Annotated in this window: 16 protein-coding genes and 1 pseudogene; 6 read left to right on the top strand and 11 right to left on the bottom strand. The window is 69.0% G+C overall.

Annotated elements, in window-relative coordinates:
• Positions 1-217: 217 nt before the first annotated feature.
• The 3 genes from AB0M43_RS23850 to AB0M43_RS23840 all read left to right on the top strand — a co-directional run bounded on the left by AB0M43_RS23850 (position 218) and on the right by AB0M43_RS23840 (position 3304).
• On the top strand, positions 218-628 hold the full coding sequence (locus tag AB0M43_RS23850) for a hypothetical protein (protein ID WP_363727953.1): 411 nt from the start codon (positions 218-220) through the stop codon (positions 626-628).
• A gap of 1042 nt (positions 629-1670) precedes the next feature.
• The gene (locus AB0M43_RS23845; RefSeq protein WP_363727952.1) at positions 1671-2528 is read left to right on the top strand and encodes an alpha/beta hydrolase; all 858 of its coding nucleotides are present in this window, start codon (positions 1671-1673) and stop codon (positions 2526-2528) included.
• Positions 2525-3304, top strand: coding sequence for a class I SAM-dependent methyltransferase (locus AB0M43_RS23840; RefSeq protein ID WP_363727951.1), 780 nt, complete (start codon positions 2525-2527; stop codon positions 3302-3304). The genes AB0M43_RS23845 and AB0M43_RS23840 overlap by 4 nt, the downstream gene beginning before the upstream one ends.
• 60 nt (positions 3305-3364) lie before the next feature.
• On the opposite strand, the gene AB0M43_RS23835 is transcribed toward AB0M43_RS23840, so the two are convergent.
• From AB0M43_RS23835 to AB0M43_RS23785, 11 genes and pseudogenes are all read right to left on the bottom strand, one after another.
• A complete protein-coding gene (locus AB0M43_RS23835; protein WP_363728034.1) occupies positions 3365-4408 on the bottom strand; it encodes a hypothetical protein in 1044 nt (347 codons plus the stop codon).
• Positions 4409-4411: 3 nt separating this feature from the next.
• Positions 4412-4600 (bottom strand): annotated as a pseudogene (locus AB0M43_RS23830) (helix-turn-helix domain-containing protein); the annotation flags it as partial.
• 226 nt (positions 4601-4826) lie between these two features.
• Complete coding sequence (locus AB0M43_RS23825) at positions 4827-5258, bottom strand: MaoC family dehydratase N-terminal domain-containing protein (protein WP_363727950.1); 432 nt, start codon at positions 5256-5258, stop codon at positions 4827-4829.
• Between the two features lie 21 nt (positions 5259-5279).
• Positions 5280-6035 (bottom strand): SDR family oxidoreductase, encoded by a 756-nt coding sequence (locus tag AB0M43_RS23820; protein ID WP_363727949.1) that lies wholly within the window; start codon positions 6033-6035, stop codon positions 5280-5282.
• Positions 6032-7024, bottom strand: coding sequence for a beta-ketoacyl-ACP synthase 3 (locus tag AB0M43_RS23815; protein WP_363727948.1), 993 nt, complete (start codon positions 7022-7024; stop codon positions 6032-6034). The genes AB0M43_RS23820 and AB0M43_RS23815 overlap by 4 nt, the downstream gene beginning before the upstream one ends.
• The gene (locus AB0M43_RS23810; RefSeq protein WP_363727947.1) at positions 7021-8043 is read right to left on the bottom strand and encodes a ketoacyl-ACP synthase III; all 1023 of its coding nucleotides are present in this window, start codon (positions 8041-8043) and stop codon (positions 7021-7023) included. Before AB0M43_RS23810 ends, AB0M43_RS23815 begins: the two co-directional genes overlap by 4 nt.
• 7 nt (positions 8044-8050) lie before the next feature.
• Positions 8051-8311 carry an acyl carrier protein gene (locus tag AB0M43_RS23805; RefSeq protein ID WP_363727946.1) on the bottom strand — a complete coding sequence of 87 codons (261 nt, stop codon included), beginning with the start codon at positions 8309-8311 and terminating at the stop codon, positions 8051-8053.
• A 17-nt stretch (positions 8312-8328) separates the two neighbouring features.
• Positions 8329-9540 (bottom strand): crotonyl-CoA carboxylase/reductase, encoded by a 1212-nt coding sequence (ccrA, locus tag AB0M43_RS23800; protein WP_363727945.1) that lies wholly within the window; start codon positions 9538-9540, stop codon positions 8329-8331.
• Positions 9537-10409: an SDR family oxidoreductase gene (locus AB0M43_RS23795; protein ID WP_363727944.1), complete on the bottom strand. Its 873-nt coding sequence runs from the start codon at positions 10407-10409 to the stop codon at positions 9537-9539. The genes ccrA and AB0M43_RS23795 overlap by 4 nt, the downstream gene beginning before the upstream one ends.
• A complete protein-coding gene (locus AB0M43_RS23790; protein ID WP_363727943.1) occupies positions 10406-11293 on the bottom strand; it encodes an SDR family NAD(P)-dependent oxidoreductase in 888 nt (295 codons plus the stop codon). The genes AB0M43_RS23795 and AB0M43_RS23790 overlap by 4 nt, the downstream gene beginning before the upstream one ends.
• A 963-nt stretch (positions 11294-12256) precedes the next feature.
• Positions 12257-13066 carry a hypothetical protein gene (locus AB0M43_RS23785; RefSeq protein WP_363727942.1) on the bottom strand — a complete coding sequence of 270 codons (810 nt, stop codon included), beginning with the start codon at positions 13064-13066 and terminating at the stop codon, positions 12257-12259.
• Positions 13067-13987: 921 nt separating this feature from the next.
• Here AB0M43_RS23785 and AB0M43_RS23780 point away from each other — a divergent pair.
• Genes AB0M43_RS23780 through AB0M43_RS23770 form a run of 3 tightly spaced genes read left to right on the top strand, consistent with a single transcriptional unit; the run spans position 13988 to position 16956 of the window.
• Positions 13988-14731, top strand: coding sequence for an AfsR/SARP family transcriptional regulator (locus AB0M43_RS23780; RefSeq protein ID WP_363727941.1), 744 nt, complete (start codon positions 13988-13990; stop codon positions 14729-14731).
• Positions 14732-14788: 57 nt separating this feature from the next.
• Positions 14789-16138 (top strand): SufS family cysteine desulfurase, encoded by a 1350-nt coding sequence (locus AB0M43_RS23775; RefSeq protein ID WP_363727940.1) that lies wholly within the window; start codon positions 14789-14791, stop codon positions 16136-16138.
• Positions 16135-16956, top strand: coding sequence for a methyltransferase domain-containing protein (locus AB0M43_RS23770; RefSeq protein WP_363727939.1), 822 nt, complete (start codon positions 16135-16137; stop codon positions 16954-16956). The genes AB0M43_RS23775 and AB0M43_RS23770 overlap by 4 nt, the downstream gene beginning before the upstream one ends.
• The last annotated feature ends 241 nt before the right edge of the window (positions 16957-17197 follow it).

The raw sequence follows: 17197 nt of genomic DNA, 5'->3' as shown, positions 1-17197 counted from the left end.
AACAGGGTGATTGCGAACCTTGGCGATGCTTTCGCAGCCTTGACCGTCCCAGGGCCGTGACCAAAAGCTGGCGAAGAGTGTCGGACGCGCTTCGCCGACGAGGGGCGGTGCGCTTCGGTGATCTGGCGGGGAAGTGTCGCGGGTTGGTTGCGCGTAAGCTCGCAAGTACACCGGCCCGGACCCCGCTGCCCACTGCGCACCGCCGCATGGCGGGGCGATGACCGATATCGGGGCAGTCAGTGCGATATTCCCTCACCACGCATCTCGCCGGAGCGCGGCTGGTCCGGTTGGAGGCCGGCGGGGCTTTTCCGTCGAGGCGGTCGAGGATCTGGCGCGGCTGATCCTCGCGACGATCACCAGTAACCGGCCGCCCGATGAGATCGTCATCGACCTGGCTGCGGCCCGGACCTGTAGTCACCATCTGCCGCTGGCTCTGGCGACCTCCTACACCGTCGCAGCCGAGTACGGGACAGTGTTGTGCGTCGCCAACGCCCACGGCATGGTCCTGCGGGCTTTGCGTTGCGGCCGGGTTCTGAACCTCCTGGCCTCAACCGCAGCGGGCTCGTCCGGTCCCGATCGGCTGCTACCGCTGTTCCTGCCGCCCGGACGCACCCTGCCGAGCCTGTAGTCGGGCGCAGGCACCGGCCGGGCTTGTCGGGTACAACCGCCATGGATGCTCACCGCGAAATGGTGGGGAACTTGAGCCGCTCGCTGAGCCTCTACGGCGTCATCGGCGTGTCGGGTGTGGTGGTGGCGAGGGTGACGGCCCGGCACGGCCAACGGCGCCGGCAGGCGGTGCAGTCACGGGTCGTGTCGCGGAGGCGGTGCTCGTCCACGACCGCCCGGGCCAGCGCCACGGCCGTGAGCGCGGCCTGGGTCCACGTCCGGAGCTCCAGACTCGGTCAGCAGGAAAACCTCTGCTTTCAAGTAACTCTACAGCTACTGCAAGTAGTGTTGCCTAGTAAGCGGGAGTTCCTGGAACTGACCTACCTCGGACTCAGATGGTCTGATGAGCTACTTCTCGGCCATCCTTCACGATTGGTGATCCAATGGGGCAAGCTGTCATGCGGCTGAGGAGTTCGGTGTTCCCAGTTTCGGCGTCAAGCAGGGTGTTGGTCCATCCGGTCTGGCAAGGGTCACCGCCGGCGCCGCGGCTGCGGGGAGAGCCTGTTCCACTCATCAGAACAGCGACGTGTGTCGATCTTCTTGGCGGTATGGCGTCGGCTGTGTTCACCATGAACCGCTGGTAGTTCACCGGTCGGAGACGCGCCGCCACCGCGCCGGTAGGAGAGGCAGACGACACAACGTGCGAGGTCGCAGCCCACAGGCCGCGACCTCGCACGCTCAGAAAAGGATTCCCATTGTGCGAGCCTCTACCGCCGCCGGGGCGGGATGGCCTTGCGTGCCGACGGCGAAATTTCGAGTTCTTCTCCGCGCAGGAACCACGAACCGTAGTGTGCCGATCCGTGTCGCGCTTTTGGGTCCAATCATAGTTGGAGTGTTTGCCTTCATCGCGTTCTAGCCTTGACTCACTCGCATTCACCAGCAATAGGCTGCCGAATTCGGTTCAGTCCTCACTCACTTGTCACCCATATTCCGGTATAGGCCGCGCACCTGAGGTCGGGCCCGATGCGCGCGCCTACTTCTGTGCGCGCAGGAGGGAGTGCCACGTGATCGCGACTGCTACGTCCGGCGGTGCGCACAAGGAAGTAGCCGTGTTCGTGGCTGGGGCGTTGTGCGAGCACGGCACCTTCTACTTGCCGTTGATCAACCGGCTGGGCGAGGACGTGAGCACTGTCGTGCGGCCGTACCCGATCGAGACGTATCGAGGGCCGCGGGATGAGTACCAGCTCGCCGACGAGCTGGGCGCCATCGTTGACACAGTCACCGCCGCCAGCGCGGGACCAGTGCACGTCGTGGCGATCTCGGGTGGCTGCACGGCGGCGTTACTGCTCTCGGTGCACTACCCTCAGCGATTGCGGAGTCTGACCCTCATCGAGCCAGCCTGGCTCGGCAACCACGCCTGGCATCAACACGAGCCTGCGTTTCTTCAGCGCATGGACAGCGTGGTCAACCTACCGGTCGAGCAGATTCCCCGCGCTCTGGACCGAATGGCATCGAAATACGCGCCAGCGGCCGGGCCGCGGACACGTGACCTGCTTTCCGGGTCACGGCAGCAGATCATTGATGTGCAGACGTGCTGGCGAGCGTGGCGGCGAGCAGAATTGGACTGGACCGCCCTGAAAGAGGTGCAGGTCCCTGTCTATCTGCCAGTGGGCCAACACAGTCATCCTCGCGTGGTGATGGCCGCCGCCGCGTTGCACGCGGCGTTCCCCGACGCCGAGGTCGAAACTCTCACCGGTTGCCGCCATTTCACCGTCATGACCGCCGGTGTGGCCCAGCTTGCCGCCGGAGTCACCCGCACCTGGAGGCGGTCACGGGCGCGGACGGCCGCTGCGGTGGGCCCGGTGAGCGGGCGAGGCGTGGATCCATCCTCACCACCTCATCGAGGAGGCAGACCATCATGACCGCCGAAGATGCCGTTGTCCCGTGGGGGCAGGAGCTGTTCATTCCTTCCGAGCGCGAACAGCGTCGGCTCCATCTCCTCGCCGAAGTGTTCGACCCGCACTCGATCGCGCTCCTGGACCGAATCGGCCTCAGTTCCGGCTGGCACTGCCTGGAGGTCGGCGCGGGCACCGGGTCCCTCCTTCCTACCATGGCCGCCCGGGTCGGTGCCGCTGGTCGGGTGGTCGCCACAGATCTCGACACCCGGTTCATGGACCACCACCATGGCGGCGTTGTCGAGGTAGTGCGCCATGACGTGCAGGGTGAGGAACCACCGGCCGGTAGATTCGACCTCATTCACGCCCGTCTGGTCCTGGAACACCTCCCTGACCGGCAGCGCGTTGTGGAACGTCTCCTCGCGTCGTTGTCCCCCGACGGGGTGCTGTGTGTCGAGGCCACCTCCTGGGTGCCGGCGGCGGCGGTGGTCGGCGACTACGGCCGGGCGCTGGCCTCGCTGATGGCTGCTGGGCACAGGCTTCTAGGTTCGGATCTGTCCTGGGCAAGGACCTTCCCGCTCCCCTTGCAACGGGTCGGGTTGACCAAGGTCGAGGCCGAAGGACGCACGGTCGTCGTCCGTGGTGGCACCCCGCACGCCGAACTCATGTACCTCACCTTTGCCCAGCCCGCCTCTGCGGGGCTGCTCCCGGACGTCGCGATGGCCCAGATCGGGGCCCTTCTGTTGGACCCCACGTTCGTTGACCACTCCGCCACCATGACCGCCGCATGGGGGTGGGCCTGACACGGACGACACCGCAGGCACTGGTCCTCGAGAACAGACATCCAGACCTGGAGCGACAGTTCAGCTGACGTTTCCCGACACACGGTCGGCAAGTTGGAGCAACATGTTCAGCTCACGCCGCACAGACCGGTTACCTCGCCGGCTGAGGCCATCCAGGCAGCGGCGGGCCATCCAGTCGTAGCGCAGATCCTCCTCCGACAACGCTGCGGCCTTGGTCAGGGTGAAAACCGCGGCGACATCATCGCCACGGCGGAAATGGGCGTGAGCCAGGGGAAAGTAGTACCGAACCTGACGCTCCACCGGATAGTCATCGGCGATGTCCACATCCGCCGCAAGGCGTAGCGCCTCGCTCAGCCCGCCCAGTCGGATCGCCACGTGCACCCTGGCGATCGAGTACTCGGTCACGCCGAACGGGATGAACATCTGCCACGCGTCCCCGCCGATGCGCTCCGCGGCCGTTCTCGCCGTCGCCAGCAACTCTGCGGCGACACGGGCCTCCGCCGCGGCGGCGCACGCCTCGGCAGCCAAGGCGTGCAGCGCTCCCCACAACACCACCAACGCCCTATCCTCGGGCGGGCCGCTACCCTGCGCGAGCCGCCGTGCCGCCGCGACGGCAAACCGCTGTGACTCCCAGTTGTGCCCCCGCCGCAGATAGCTGCCCGCGAGGTGCCAGGCCGACGCGGCGATCAACGCCCTGTCCCCCGTCGACTCGGCCAAGCCCATCGACCGATCCGCGACCAGCCACGCCAGCTCCGCCTCACCCACCCTGCTTAACACTGAACGGACCAGATGCCAACCGTCCAACGCCGTAGCGTGCGCCTCCTCAACCTGCGATGACGCCATCGCACCCCGGATCAGCCCCGGCATACGCGCGATAGTGCGGGAGAACCGTTCCCGGGGGGCAGTCAGCCACACCTTCCACGCCACAGGAACGTCCCTTCGAAGGCGTTCCGCGGCATCCAGCCACGAGCCGCCATCGTCGGTGAACGCGCTCATCCCCGGCCGGTCCATCAGTGCCCGCCGCACCTCCGACACGGCATCGTTGACGACCGGTGGCGCGGACACCCCGCCCGACACACTCAATGTCACCAACAGATCGGGCATGTGAAGCACCTCTGACAGGCGCACGGCAGTCCTGATGCTGTCCAGAGCCCGTGCGCCCGACTCGATCTGCCGTAACCATTCCTCGCTGCGCCCCACCAACTCGGCCACCGCCCGGCGCGACATACCCCGACGCCGCCGCCTAGCTGCGATTTCCACACCAACCGGCACCGCACCCACCCTTCCCGTCGCCATGACTCGTCAACGAGCCCATGACTGCGACGTCGCGAAATCGAAACGTTTGCCCGATCGGCCAGGGCCAGCCGCACACACCGCATTCCAGCCCCGGAGCGCACACTCTGTCGGTAGTGAGCGTGCCCGGACCTCGCGTTCGCGGCAGGACTGTGGACGGCTACGTGCGCGGGAGCCGTGTCGGCGGCTACCGGATCCTGATGTCTGCGCGGCGTCAGCGTCGGGTCGGTCACGTGCTCGTTACGTCAGTGGTCGTTGGGGTTGGCCGTAGGAGAAGTGCGGTGCGGACCTGGGTGACGGTGATGCCGTCTGACGTCACCGTCATGGCCAGGGTCAGGATGAGGTTGTCGGCGATCTGGCGGGCTGCGGTGATGGTCGCGGTGACCGCGAGCAGGTCCCCTGCGGCGATCGGCCGAAAGTATCGGAAGGTCTGTTCCAGGTGCAGGCCGGTTCGTGGGTTGACGGCCAGCGTGTCGAGGATCGTGGTGACGACGGGCAGGCACGCCACGATGGGGTAGGTGGGTGGGCCGATCACGTCGGGGTGGCCGAGTGCGCGGGCCGCGGCGGGGTCGAAGTGCGCTGGGTGGGTCGCGCCGACGGCGTGGGCGAACTGCGCGATCCGTGCCCGGGTGACCTCGTGGACCGCCTCGTTCGTGAACACCCGTCCCAGTAGCGGCACCGGTCACGGTCCCCAGCCGGGGCAGAGGCTGAATCCTCCGTCGGCGACGATGACCTGGCCGGTGATCCAGGAGGCGGCCGGGGAGGCGAGGAACTCCACGAGCGCGGCCATCTCCTCCGGGCGGCCGACCCTGCGTTCCAGGGGGGTGGCTCCGGCGGCGCGGGCGAGGAGTTCCGGCGACGCCTCGGGTTTGGGGTTGTCGAACAGTCCTCCGGAGGCGGCGTTGACCCGGATGCCGTCGGTGGCGTACTCCACGGCGAGGTAGCGGGTGAGTGCTTCCAGGGCCGCCTTGGACACGCCGGCCGCCGCGTAGTCGGGTATGACGAGGGTGCTGCCGAGGGAGGACAGGTTGACGATCGCGCCGCGGCTGGCGGCCAGCAGGGGGCGGGCCCGCCGGGCGCACCACAACGCGCCCCGCAGGTTGGTGTCCAGGGCGCGTTGCCACTGGTAGTCGGCGAGGTCGCCTAAGGGTCGCAGAGCCCCGGAAGCGGCGTTGTTGACCAGGGTGTCGAGTCGGCCGTATGTGTCGCGGACCGTTTCGAACAGCGCGTCGAGTCCTGTCGGGTCACAGACCGAGGCTCGGACCACCCGAATGTCCAGACCGCTGTCGAGGGCTTCGGTCCGCAGGTCGTCGGCGGCTGTGGTGGACCGGCGGTAGCTGGCGATGACGTGCGCGCCGGCGCGGGCGAGGCGGCGGGTCACCGCGAGCCCGATGCCCCGGACCCCGCCGGTGACCACGACCACCGGGGTGTCGGTCACGGGAGGGTGACCAGTTGCCCGGCGTAGGCCAGGCCGGCCCCGAACCCGAACAGTAGGGCCAGGTCCCCTGTGCGGGCCCGCCGCTCGGTGTACAGGCGGTCCAGTGCCAGGGGGATCGACGCTGCGGAGGTGTTGCCGGAGTGGGTGATGTCGCGGGCGACGAGGACGTGGTCGGGGAGGTGGAGTCGTTCGACGAGCATGTCGATGATGCGGCCGTTGGCCTGGTGGGGGACGAACACCGCCACGTCGTCGAACGAGACGCCCGACTGGCTGAGCGTCCGGCCGATCGCATCGACGACCTGGGAGCGGATCCAGGACCAGACCCGGCCGCCGTCCATGGTGACCGCCGGTGGCGGTCCTGCCCGGTTGGCCTGCGCCTGCGCCCAGGTGGAGGTCATGGTGATCGTCTGGTCCCGGCCCCCGTCGGCGCCCCATGTCACGGGTCCGATGCCGGGGGTGTCGGCGGGGCCGATGAGGACGGCTCCGGCTCCGTCGGCGAACAGGGGTCCGGTGCCGGGGTCCGCTGGGTCGGTGATGTCACTCATCCGTTCGGCGCCGATCACGAGCGCGTACCGGGTGCTGCCGGAGCGCACGTGGTCGGCGGCCTGGGCGAGGGCGTAGCAGAATCCTGAGCAGGCCACCGACACGTCATAGGCCACGGCGGTGGTGGCGCCGAGGCGGTAGGCGACGTCCGGTGCGAGGGGCGGCACCTGCCGGGTGTGCGACATGCTGGCCACCAGTACGCAACCCACGTCGGCGGGGTCGACCCCGGTGCGGTCGAGGGCTGCCCGGGCCGCGGAGATGGCCATGGCGGCCAGGGTCTCCTGAGGGCCGGCGATGCGCCGTTCGAGGATGCCGGTGCGGCTGGAGATCCAGGCCTCGGTGACGCCGCAGCGGGCGGCCGCTTCGGCGTTGGTGACCGTCTTGTCGGGCCGGTAGCCGCCGACGCCGAGAAGCTGCGCGTGTCCTGTGCGGGTTCCCGGTCTCATGGCTGTCCTCCGGTCGTGCGTACGGCGGCGGGCACGGCGATGACCTGGGCGGCGTAGGTGACGCCGGCCCCGTAGGCCATGAGCAGCGCCAGGTCCCCGGGCTTGGTTCCGCCCTGGTGTAGCAGGGCGGCCAGGGCAAGGGGGATGGACGCGGCGCTGGTGTTGCCGGTGACGGCGATGTCGCGGGCCACGGCGACCGTGTCCGGTATCGCGAGGCGTTCGACGAGCATGTCGATGATGCGCATGTTGGCCTGGTGCGGCACGAAGGCGGCCAGGTCGGTGAGGGTCAGGCCGCTGGCCGACAGGGCTGCTTCGACGATGGCTGGGGAGTGGCGCAGTACCCATCGGGTCAGGTCTTTGCCGTTCATCACCAGAACCGAGTGGCCCAGGCCCGGATCGGCGATCATGTCCAGCCAGCCGGGTCGGCTGACCAGCGCGTCGATGAGTGCGCCCTGCGAACCCCAGACCACCGGCCCGACCCCGGACTCCTCGGCCGCGGTGACCAGGACCGCCCCGGCGCCATCGGCGAAGATCATCGCGGTGTCGCGGTCGGTGGGATCGGTGATCGGGCTGATGTGTTCGGCGGCGATCACGAGGACATGCCGGGAGGTGCCGGCCCGGATCTGGTCGCGTGCGGCGGCGAGCCCCAGGCAGAACCCGGCGCACGCGGCTTTCAGATCGAACACGCCGGCCGCGTGCGCCCCGAGCCGGTGGGCGACCAGTGGGGCGAGTGGAGGTGTCTGGGTGAGGTGGGTCTGGCTGGCCAGGATCAGGCAGTCGACGTCGGCGGCGGGAACGTCAGCGGCGATCAACGCGTTGGTTCCGGCCGCGACGGCCATGGTCTCCAGGGTCTCGCCTCCGGCGGTGTGCCGGCGCTGGGTGATGCCTGTGTGGCTCTCGATCCAGCCGGCGGGGACCCCGATCCGCTCGGCGATCTCGGGGTTGTCGACCACGCGGAGCGGTCGGTGCGCCCCGACGCCGCGGATGACGGCCTCGGGTGCGGCCAGGGAGGCGGACATGACGTCCCTATCCCGTGGCGAGGAGCTGGTTGATGTGGGCGAGCAGCGCCCGGGGGGTGGGGGTCTGGTCGACCAGACCGTCCGGGAGACTGATCTTGTACTCGTCCATGACCTTCTCGCCGAGCTCGACGCGCGCCAGGGAGTCGAAGTCCAGTTCCTCGAAGCTCGTGTCGAGGTAGGCGTCCCCGTCGGGGAGCACGGTCTCGGCGGTCTCCCCCAGACACGCGGTCATCAGGTCCTTCAGGTCGGTCGTCGTCAGCTGTCGCATGGCGGTGCTCCTTCGGGTCAGATCGCGTTGACGGTGATGGCGAGGTTGCCGAGGCCCGTGCCGTCGTGGAGTACCTGGTGGGCTTCGCCGGCCTCGGCCAGGGGAAACGTCTGGGTCCGGCACACGTCGAGCAGGCCGCGGCCGGCGAGTTCGATGACGGACCGGAACTGGCGGGTGTTGGCCACGTGCGAGCCCTGCATCCGGATCTGTCGCATCCACAGGTACCGCAGGTCCACGTCACCGTTGTAGCCGCTGGTCGCCCCGCACAGCACCACCATGCCTCCGGGCTCACAGCACGCCACCGACGTCGGCAGGGTGCCCTGTCCGGGGTGCTCGAACACGATCCGGGGGTCGCGGCGCTCGCCGAGTGCCGCCCACCAGGCGCGTTGGAACGCCCGCACGCCCAACTGCCAGCCCCGAAACGCCGGGTCGCCGGTGTCGGGGAGCCGGCCCCAGTGGGAGAACCGCGACCGGTCGATCACCGCGCGGGCGCCCAGCTTCAGGCAGTGCTCCGCCCTCCGCGGGTCGGAGACCACCGCGATCGCGGTGCCTCCGGCCCGGTGCGTCAGCTGGATCGCCATCGAGCCCAGCCCGCCCGCCCCGCCCCAGATCAGCACCGGGTCACCTGGGCGGACCTGGTGCGGGGGCCAGCCGAACAGTTGCCGGTAGGCGGTGCCCGCCGACACTCCGAAACAGCCGGCGTCAGCCCAGCCGAGGGTGGCGGGTTTGGGGTGCACCTGGTACTCGTCAGCCAGCGCGAACTGCGCGAGTCCCCCGAAGCTGGTCTCATATCCCCAGGCGCGCATCGTGCGCGAGGTCGTCGGATCCGCGCCCAGCCGGATGTCGGTGGCCCGTTCGTCCCACTGGGCGCCGGTGACGATGACCTCGTCACCGACCCGGGTGCCGGTCACCCGTTCGCCGACCGCCCACACGATTCCCGCCGCGTCGGAGCCGCCGATGTGCAGGCCCTCCGGGTTGCCCTCCCGCCGCCGGGCGGCGGTGACATCGACCGGCTGGCCGCGTCCGGCCCAGACCATGTTGTAGTTGACGCCGGCAGCCATCACCCACACCAGAACCTGCTCCGGTCCGACGGTCGGCGTGTCGACCTCCTCCACCGCCAGGGACTCCCGGGGCGGGCCGAACCGTCCGGGCCTCACGACGGCCGCGAGCATCCTCGGTGGGATCGTCCCCAGCGGTGGTTGTTCGCCGAGGTCGTAGCGGCGCTTCATCCCGCGACCTGTGTGACAGATCGGCTGATGGGGCGTGACCAGTCCGTGTCGTCGACCGTGCCGAATGTCAGCGACGCGCCGCCGTCAACGACCAGCACCTGCCCGGTCACCCAGCTCGCCAGGTCGCTGGCCAGGAACAACGCCGCCCCGGCGACGTCGTCAGGCTGTCCGATCCTCACCAACGGCCACGGCCTGCGGGACGAGGCGGGGTCGGCGGCCAGCGGTTCGGGGCCGAACCTGCTTCGCAGGAAGGGATGTTGCAGGACCCGGCGGGTGAGCATCGCGGTCCGGACCAGGCCGGGGCCGATCGCGGTCACCCGCACCCTGGGGCCCAGTTCGACGGCCAGGTGCCGGGTCTGGTGGACGAGGGCCGTCTTCGAACCGGCGTAGACGCCGGCCGGACCGATGAAGCCGAGCACGGCGGCCGTGGCGACGTTGACGACCACCGCCGGCCGGGCCTCGATGTCCCTGGCCCGCCACACCTGCCGCCAAGCCTGCTGGGTCCACAGCAGCGGTGCCCGCAGGTTCACCCGGTAGATCTCGTCGAACCGGGCCTCGTCCACCTCGACCATCGGCCCGAGGTAGGGGTTGATGGCCGCGTTGTTGACCAGGATGTCGACACCGCCGAAGCGTTCCAGCACCGCCGAGACCGTGTCCCGTGCGACCTCGCCGTCGCCCGCGTCGCCTTGGAAGGTGGCCACCCGACCGGGAGCCCACTGCGACAACTCCTTCAGCGTCTGATTCAGGTTCTCGGCGCGCCGACCTGTGAAGGCGACGCTGGCGCCGTGTCGGAGGAACATCTCCACGATCGCCCGGCCGATTCCCTCCGAACCGCCGGTCACCAGCGCAACCCTGCCATCGAGCATCATGCTTGCCCTCCTTCGCCGTCGCGGAATTGTGCCGCCCGCACCAGGTCCGCCACCGCGGATCTGGCCGTCAGTGGGCGGTCGGTGAGTTCCTGATCGCGGTCCACGGGCTCGGCGTGGTGTCCGCACGGGAGGTACGGGCCGGCCCCCAGTCCCACTTCCCGGCACACGCCGCCGCCGACCTCCCAGATCCGGCCCGTCGAGGTGCAGCCGGCGCCGGCCAGGCGCACGACCAGCTCCGCGACCTGGTCGGCGGAGAACAACTCCCGCGCCGCCTCCGGGATCAGCCCGCCTGTCGCCCGGCAGGTCGCCAGCGGGGCCACCGCGTTGACCCGCACCCCAGACGGCGCGCCCTCCAGTGCCAGGGACAGGGTGAATCCGACGACGCCCAGCTTCGCCGCCGCGTAGTGCGACTGGCCGGGGTTGCCCCACAGGCCCGCGCTCGAGGTAGTGGTCACCACCCGGCCCGCGCCCGAGGCCAGCAGAGCGCCCCACGCGGCCTTCGTCAGGTGGAACGTGCCGTAAAGGTGGGAACGCACCACCTCGTCGAACTCCGCCGCGCCCATGGCGGCCAACGGGCGGTCCCGCAACACCCCGGCGTTGCACACCACCGCGTCGACCCTGCCGAACGCCGCCATGGCCGCCGCGACGACCTGCTCGGCACCCGCCATGGCCGAAACGTCCGACCGGCACACCGCCGCCACACCGCCGGCCCGCTCGATCTCGTCGGCGACGGCGTCCAGTCCGCAACCACCGGCGATTCGTTGCCGGCCCCGCCCGTTGACCAACACCGCGAACCCCGCCAACGCCAACGCCCGACAGTAGGCTCGCCCGAGAGTCCCCGCCGCCCCCGAAACAACGGCCACCGGACCAGCGAAAACACCCATGTCGACCACCGCCCTCGGCTCAGAGAACCTCTAGTCGAGAAGAGTCAATGATCTCCATAAAGGAGCATTTATCTCCATATGAGAAGGCTAGACTGCCGCATTGACTGTTGTACAGAGGGTGACCGGAGAAACACTCTAGTTTGCCCTATCGGGCACTTGCCACACTGTGGAGCCGTCCAGCTGACGCCAGACACCACCTGCCGGTCACACCATCCCGAACAGCCGCACCCCGACTCCACATCCGGCAAACCACGCGGCGGATCTTGCGGACACCCTCACGACCACCATTGTTCCGGCGCCCGCGGCACAGGCTTTGGCGTGTTCGACGGGATCACCGGGTGCGGCTCGAAGCACTGCGACCATCGCGGCTGGCGAGCCGTACGGGGACGTGGCGCGGACCTCACCCACCTAGCCTCCGCGTTCGGCCCTGGACCCAAGACAGCGATCTGCTATGCCGAAGCCGCATGCCAGAACCTGGAAACCGCCGCCGAGCAACAGCAGTCGGCCGGTTTACCGCGAACCCAAGACTCGACACTCTCCAGAAGCGTCTAACCGCGTGAGTTCAGCTCGAAGTGCCATCAGCTTTCGTGAACTCCGGGAACTCACAGGGTCGCGCCGAGGTAAGCCTACGAGGGCCACGAGATGATCTTGTTCTGGGGTCTCGATTGGCGTCGACGGCTCGGCCCGCCCGCTTTCGACAAAGATTGACGATTAACTCTGGATCTTGTGTGAGTTCGGGTCCGTCGTTACCTGGCTGGAGCCGGCTTCCGTGCGGGGAAGGTTCGGATTGCACGTCGGACGTCAGCGGCGGAGGAGGAGCGGTTGATATCGGCGTGCAGTTCGTCGGCACGATCATCCGGTTCGCCGGTCTCCACGTTTCTGTCCGCTCCGGCCTATACCCCGGGTGGGGTCAAGAGTCGGGCGCACCCCGCCGGCCGGGCAGGCGGGGTGCGCGTGGCGTGATCAGACGATGGTGCAGTTGACGATGGTGCCTTGGTTGGGGCCGAGGAGGGCGCAGACGTTGACGCCGGGCCCGCCGTCGACGCTGCCCCCTGCGCCGTTGGCGGCGCCGTAGGGTCCGGTGCCCTTGTTCAGGTCGATGACGTCGGCACCGGCGCCGGTGTTGATCGTGCCGCCCAAGAAGCCGTTGCCGTTGCCCTTGCCGCCCCTCTCGTTGCCGTTGCCGCCGGTAGCGATGATCGTGTCGATGCCGGACCCGCCGGTGATGAGGCCGGTGTTGCCGTTGCCTCCCCGGGCGTCGCCCGGGCCGTCCGGGTAGGCTGCGCTGTCGCCGCCGGTGAGTCGGACGGTGTTTTCCAGACCGCCGCCGGTGAGGATCGTCCCCCGGTTCGCGTCGCCGCCGTCCCCTGGGTTGTCGTAGTCATCGCCTCCGATGCCGCCGGTGACGGTGATGATGTCCGCGCCGTCACCACCGTCAACCACGCCATCTCGGTCGATCCCAGGCCCGCCGGTGTTTTCCTCTTGTTCGCCGTCGAAGCCGACGCCACCGGTGATGGTGATGACGTCGGCACCCCCCAGGCCCAGGACCTTCGCCCCGTTCGGAACGCCCGCTTCGGGGAATGTGGTGGTGATGATGATCGTGTCCGGGCCGGCCGTGCCCGTCACCACCTCAGACTCCTGGAGGTCGACGCAGACGATCCGATCCCCACCCAACGGCTTGTGCGTGCGCGTACACCCGTCCGGGTCATCCGCCCACGCCACCGACCCGGTGCCCACCACCGCTGTCGCGGTCAACACCGCCACCCCGAGCACGCCCGCACCCCACCGACGCGCCCCGCGACCCCACCCCGATCGTGAACTGACCGACATCACAACACCCCTGCCCAGTCAGACGCGCGGAGCCGAACTCCCCAGAAAGAGGGGACAACCCCGCGACGTGCCAGAGAACCCAGTCTGAAGACACCCCACCTGCCAAAATATGGCAATCAACAAAAATGCCGAATATTTACACAAACTTGTTCGTGGTGGGCGCCACAACGAACCCTTCTCCCGCTGACACGCGACCACCGAACTAGCCGGGCGTAAAAGATTCGGCCTTGTCGATAGCTGCCAGGCGTTCGCGAACAGCCGAGCCGGCAGGTGGTCCATCACGCGGGCGGGGGAGACGTTCGAACGTCGATGTCTGACCTCGGCCCCAGCAACGACACACCCCGCACCCGCCGGCCCACGAACTCCCCCGCCGGAAGGTCCGCGACCCACCCCCGCTCCAGGTCATCGACGAAGCCGGGGCCGCAGCACTCCGCCGGCACACTACCCACTCCCCAAGGCGTGAGCGGGCCTCCGTCGCCAGGTGAGCAGTGATCACAAACGCAGTATTCGGTACCTGACCAGCAGTTCAATAGATCACTTTCGCCACACGGCTGGGAGCGGAACGTCTGTTTCTCGTCTTCCGGGGGGACTGTCTGGGCTGCTGGTTGGCAGGAGAGGAGAGTTCCTGTTTGCCAGGCGGGGAAGTCCCAGTCCACCGTCTTGCTGCTCAAGCACGCGCTGTGCGCGTGCAGTCGAAGACCTCACTGACGATCCACAGTGGCGTTGAACCACCGATGTTTTCGCAGATAGTGATCGTGGGACGACCCCTCCGTGTCGGCGGCGTTAGAGACGTGGGGACGTTACGTGCCTGACCCAGGCTCGCCGCGCCCATGAGTCGATGCCTCATTTCATCGGGAGGATGGCGTGGAATTTCGGCTGCTGGGCCCGGTTGAGGTGGGTGCCCGAGGGCAGGTGGAATCGGTGCGCGGGATGTTGCAGCGCAGCCTGCTGGCGGTGCTCGTCTTCACTTCGGGGACGGTTTCGGTGTCGGACCTGATCGCGGAATTGTGGCCGGAGCATCCGCCGGCGCAGGCACGGTCGGCACTTCTCGCCCAGGTCGCCCGGCTGCGTCGCAGTCTTGACCGATGGGAGGCCGACGGCGCGACTCGACTGGTGCGCAACCCCCCCGGCTACCGGCTGAAGGCTGGCAAGCATGAACTGGATGCGGCGGTGTTCCAACGCCTTCGTGTTCAGGAACGCCGTACCACCGACAACGACCAGGCTGCCGCGCTCCTGCGCCAGGCCCTCGGCTTGTGGCGCGGGCCGGCGCTGTGCGACATCGGAGACGGGCCGATGGGCAAGGTGATCATCGCCCGCCTCGACCAGGCGCTCCAGCAGACGTACGCGGCTCTCATCGAACGTGACATAGCGCTCGGGCGGTCCGGAGAGATCATCGAGGACATCGAGGAGCTCACCGCGCGCTATCCGCTCCACGAGGTCTTCTATGACCAACTGATGCGGGTTCTAGTCACCATCGGGCGTCCAGCCGAGGCCGTCGAGGTCTACCGGCGGGCACGCAACATGCTCGCTTTGGACTACGGGATTCGCCCCTCGCCCGCTCTACGGCACAGGCTCGGTGACATCCTGGCCCTCGATCTCGACGAGTAGCAGCCCCGTCGGCGCGATATCGGCGCGGCGTCGGTCGGCGCTGCGATGCTCCCCACTATGACGTGTTCCTGTCGCGCCCACCGCGCCCTGTTCACCCCGTGTGACCCGCCCGGAGCCGGACCATTCGACGTGACCTCCCTGCGCTCACACTTCCCACTCCTGCGGCTGCGGTCGCAGGCCCCAGCGCCGATCACGTACCTCGACAACGCGGCCACCTCGCAGAAACCGGACGTGGTCCTCGACGCCGAGTACGACTACAACAGCCACCACAACGCCAACGTGCACCGGGGCGCCCACACCCTGGCCCGGGAGGCCACCGAACTGTTCGAACGCTCCCGCGACATCATCGCCGGCTTCGTCGGCGCGCGCCGTGACGAGATCGTGCTCACCCGCAACGCCTCCGAGGCGCTCAACCTCGTCGCGTACTGCGTCGGCAACGCCTCCGGGGCCGCGCCGGAATTCGGCTCGCTGGCCCTGCGGCCCGGCGACGTGGTGGTGACCACCGAGATGGAGCACCACTCCAACCTCATGCCGTGGCAGGAACTGTGCCGGCGCACCGGCGCGGAGCTGCGATGGCTGCCCCTCACCGCCGACGGGCGGCTGGACCTGACCCGCCTGCCCGACATCGTCGACGCCCGCACCCGCATTCTCGCCTTCACCCACCAGTCCAACGTGTACGGGACGGTCAACCCGGTCGACGTCCTCGTCCGCCGGGCCCGCGAGGTCGGAGCGTTGACCGTCCTGGACGCCTGCCAGTCCGTACCGCACCAGCCGGTCAACGTGGCGGAGCTGGGCGTGGACTTCCTCGCCTTCTCCGGCCACAAGACGTGCGGCCCGACCGGCATCGGAGTCCTGTGGGGCCGCAGGGAACTCCTGGAGGCACTGCCCCCCTTCCAGACGGGCGGGGAGATGAACGGGGTCGTGACCATGGCGCGGTCCACCTACGCCAGGCCGCCCCACCGGTTCGAGGCCGGAACCCCCATGATCGCCCAGGCCATCGGCCTGGCCGCCGCGTGCCGCTACCTCGACGGCGTCGGCATGGACCGCATCGCCGCACACGAACACGCCCTGACCGGTCACGCGCTGCGGGCCATGTCCACGATTCCGGGACTGCGCTTCATCGGCCCCGCCGACAACCACTCCCGAGGACCCGCCATCTCCTTCGCCCTCGACACCACCGCCCCACAGGCCATCGGTGAATACCTCGACGCGCGGGGCATCGCCATCCGAGTCGGGAACCTGTGCGCCCAGCCCGCGTGCCGGCAGTACGACCTGAACTCGACCACGCGCGCGTCCTTTCACCTCTACACCACGGTCGAGGAGATAGACCGGTTCGTCGACGCCCTCACCGAGCTGGCCGTACGGTCCCGGCCCGGACGGCCGACGATCAAGACGGCCGGGCTATGAACCCCGAACCCGACGCGCCCTCACCGGCCGTCCCCACCGAGGCGATCCGCGCCTACGACGACATCTTCGTCCCCGCGCTCTTTCACCCCTGGGCCTGCCACCTCGCCGGCGCGCTGGCGCCCCGCCCCGGGGGCTGGGCCCTGGACGTCGGCTGCGGACCCGGCACCGTCGCCCGCGTTCTCGCAGCCTGCGTCGGCCCCCGGGGCGCGGTCGCCGCCGTCGACACGAACCCCGCCATGCTCACCATGGCGGTGGAGAAGCCCGAGGTCCGCGGCGCCCCGATCACGTACCGCCACGGCGAGGCCGCGGACCTGGGACTACCCGACGACTGCATGGACGGCGCGGCGTGCCAGCAGGTCCTCCAGTTCGTCCCCGACCTCCCCGCCGCCCTGGCGGAGATCCGCAGAGTCCTCAAACCCGGCGCGCCCGTCGCCTCCCTCGTGTGGGCCGGGCTGTCCGACAACCCCCTGTTCGAGGGGTTGTGCCATGCAGTCACCGATGTGCTCGGCCCGGCGGCCGGCGAGGCGTTCGCCCACCCCTGGCACCTCGACGGCCACACGCTCACCGAGGCGCTCGCCCTGGCCGGCTTCACCGCCGTCACCGCCTGTCCGCGAACCCTGCCGGCGATGTTCGCGGGCGGGCCGACCGACGTCTTCCGCTTCTTCGGATTCTCCGCCGTCGGCGACACCCTCAGAACTCTGGATCCCACCGGCCGCGCGGACCTGTACCAGGCGACGTGTCTGCACCTCGCTCCATTCGTCCACCACGGCACCGTGTATGCCGACACCACCGCCACCCTGCTCCTCGCCCACGCATGACCCACCGCCGCGAGGGCAGACCTTCGCGGTCACGGGGTGGGACGCCGCGCGTTCGGCCTCTACTACCACCCAGCGTCCCAAGTGGTTCGACCGCCGCCCGCTCTTGCGCGGCGAAGGGAGTCTTGCCCAGCGGAGTGCGGCGACCTGTCAGTCTGGACCTCACATTCACGGTCACCCACGTGTGGCCGAGCGGCCGGACCGTCCTCCTGGCGCCGATCCGGCCAACGCGGACTCCGCTATC

Source organism: Longispora sp. NPDC051575 (assembly GCF_040681875.1).
In the GTDB taxonomy this organism is placed as follows: domain Bacteria; phylum Actinomycetota; class Actinomycetes; order Mycobacteriales; family Micromonosporaceae; genus Longispora.
Note: the sequence above shows the minus strand (reverse complement) of the source record. Positions and strands in the feature narration are given on the sequence as shown.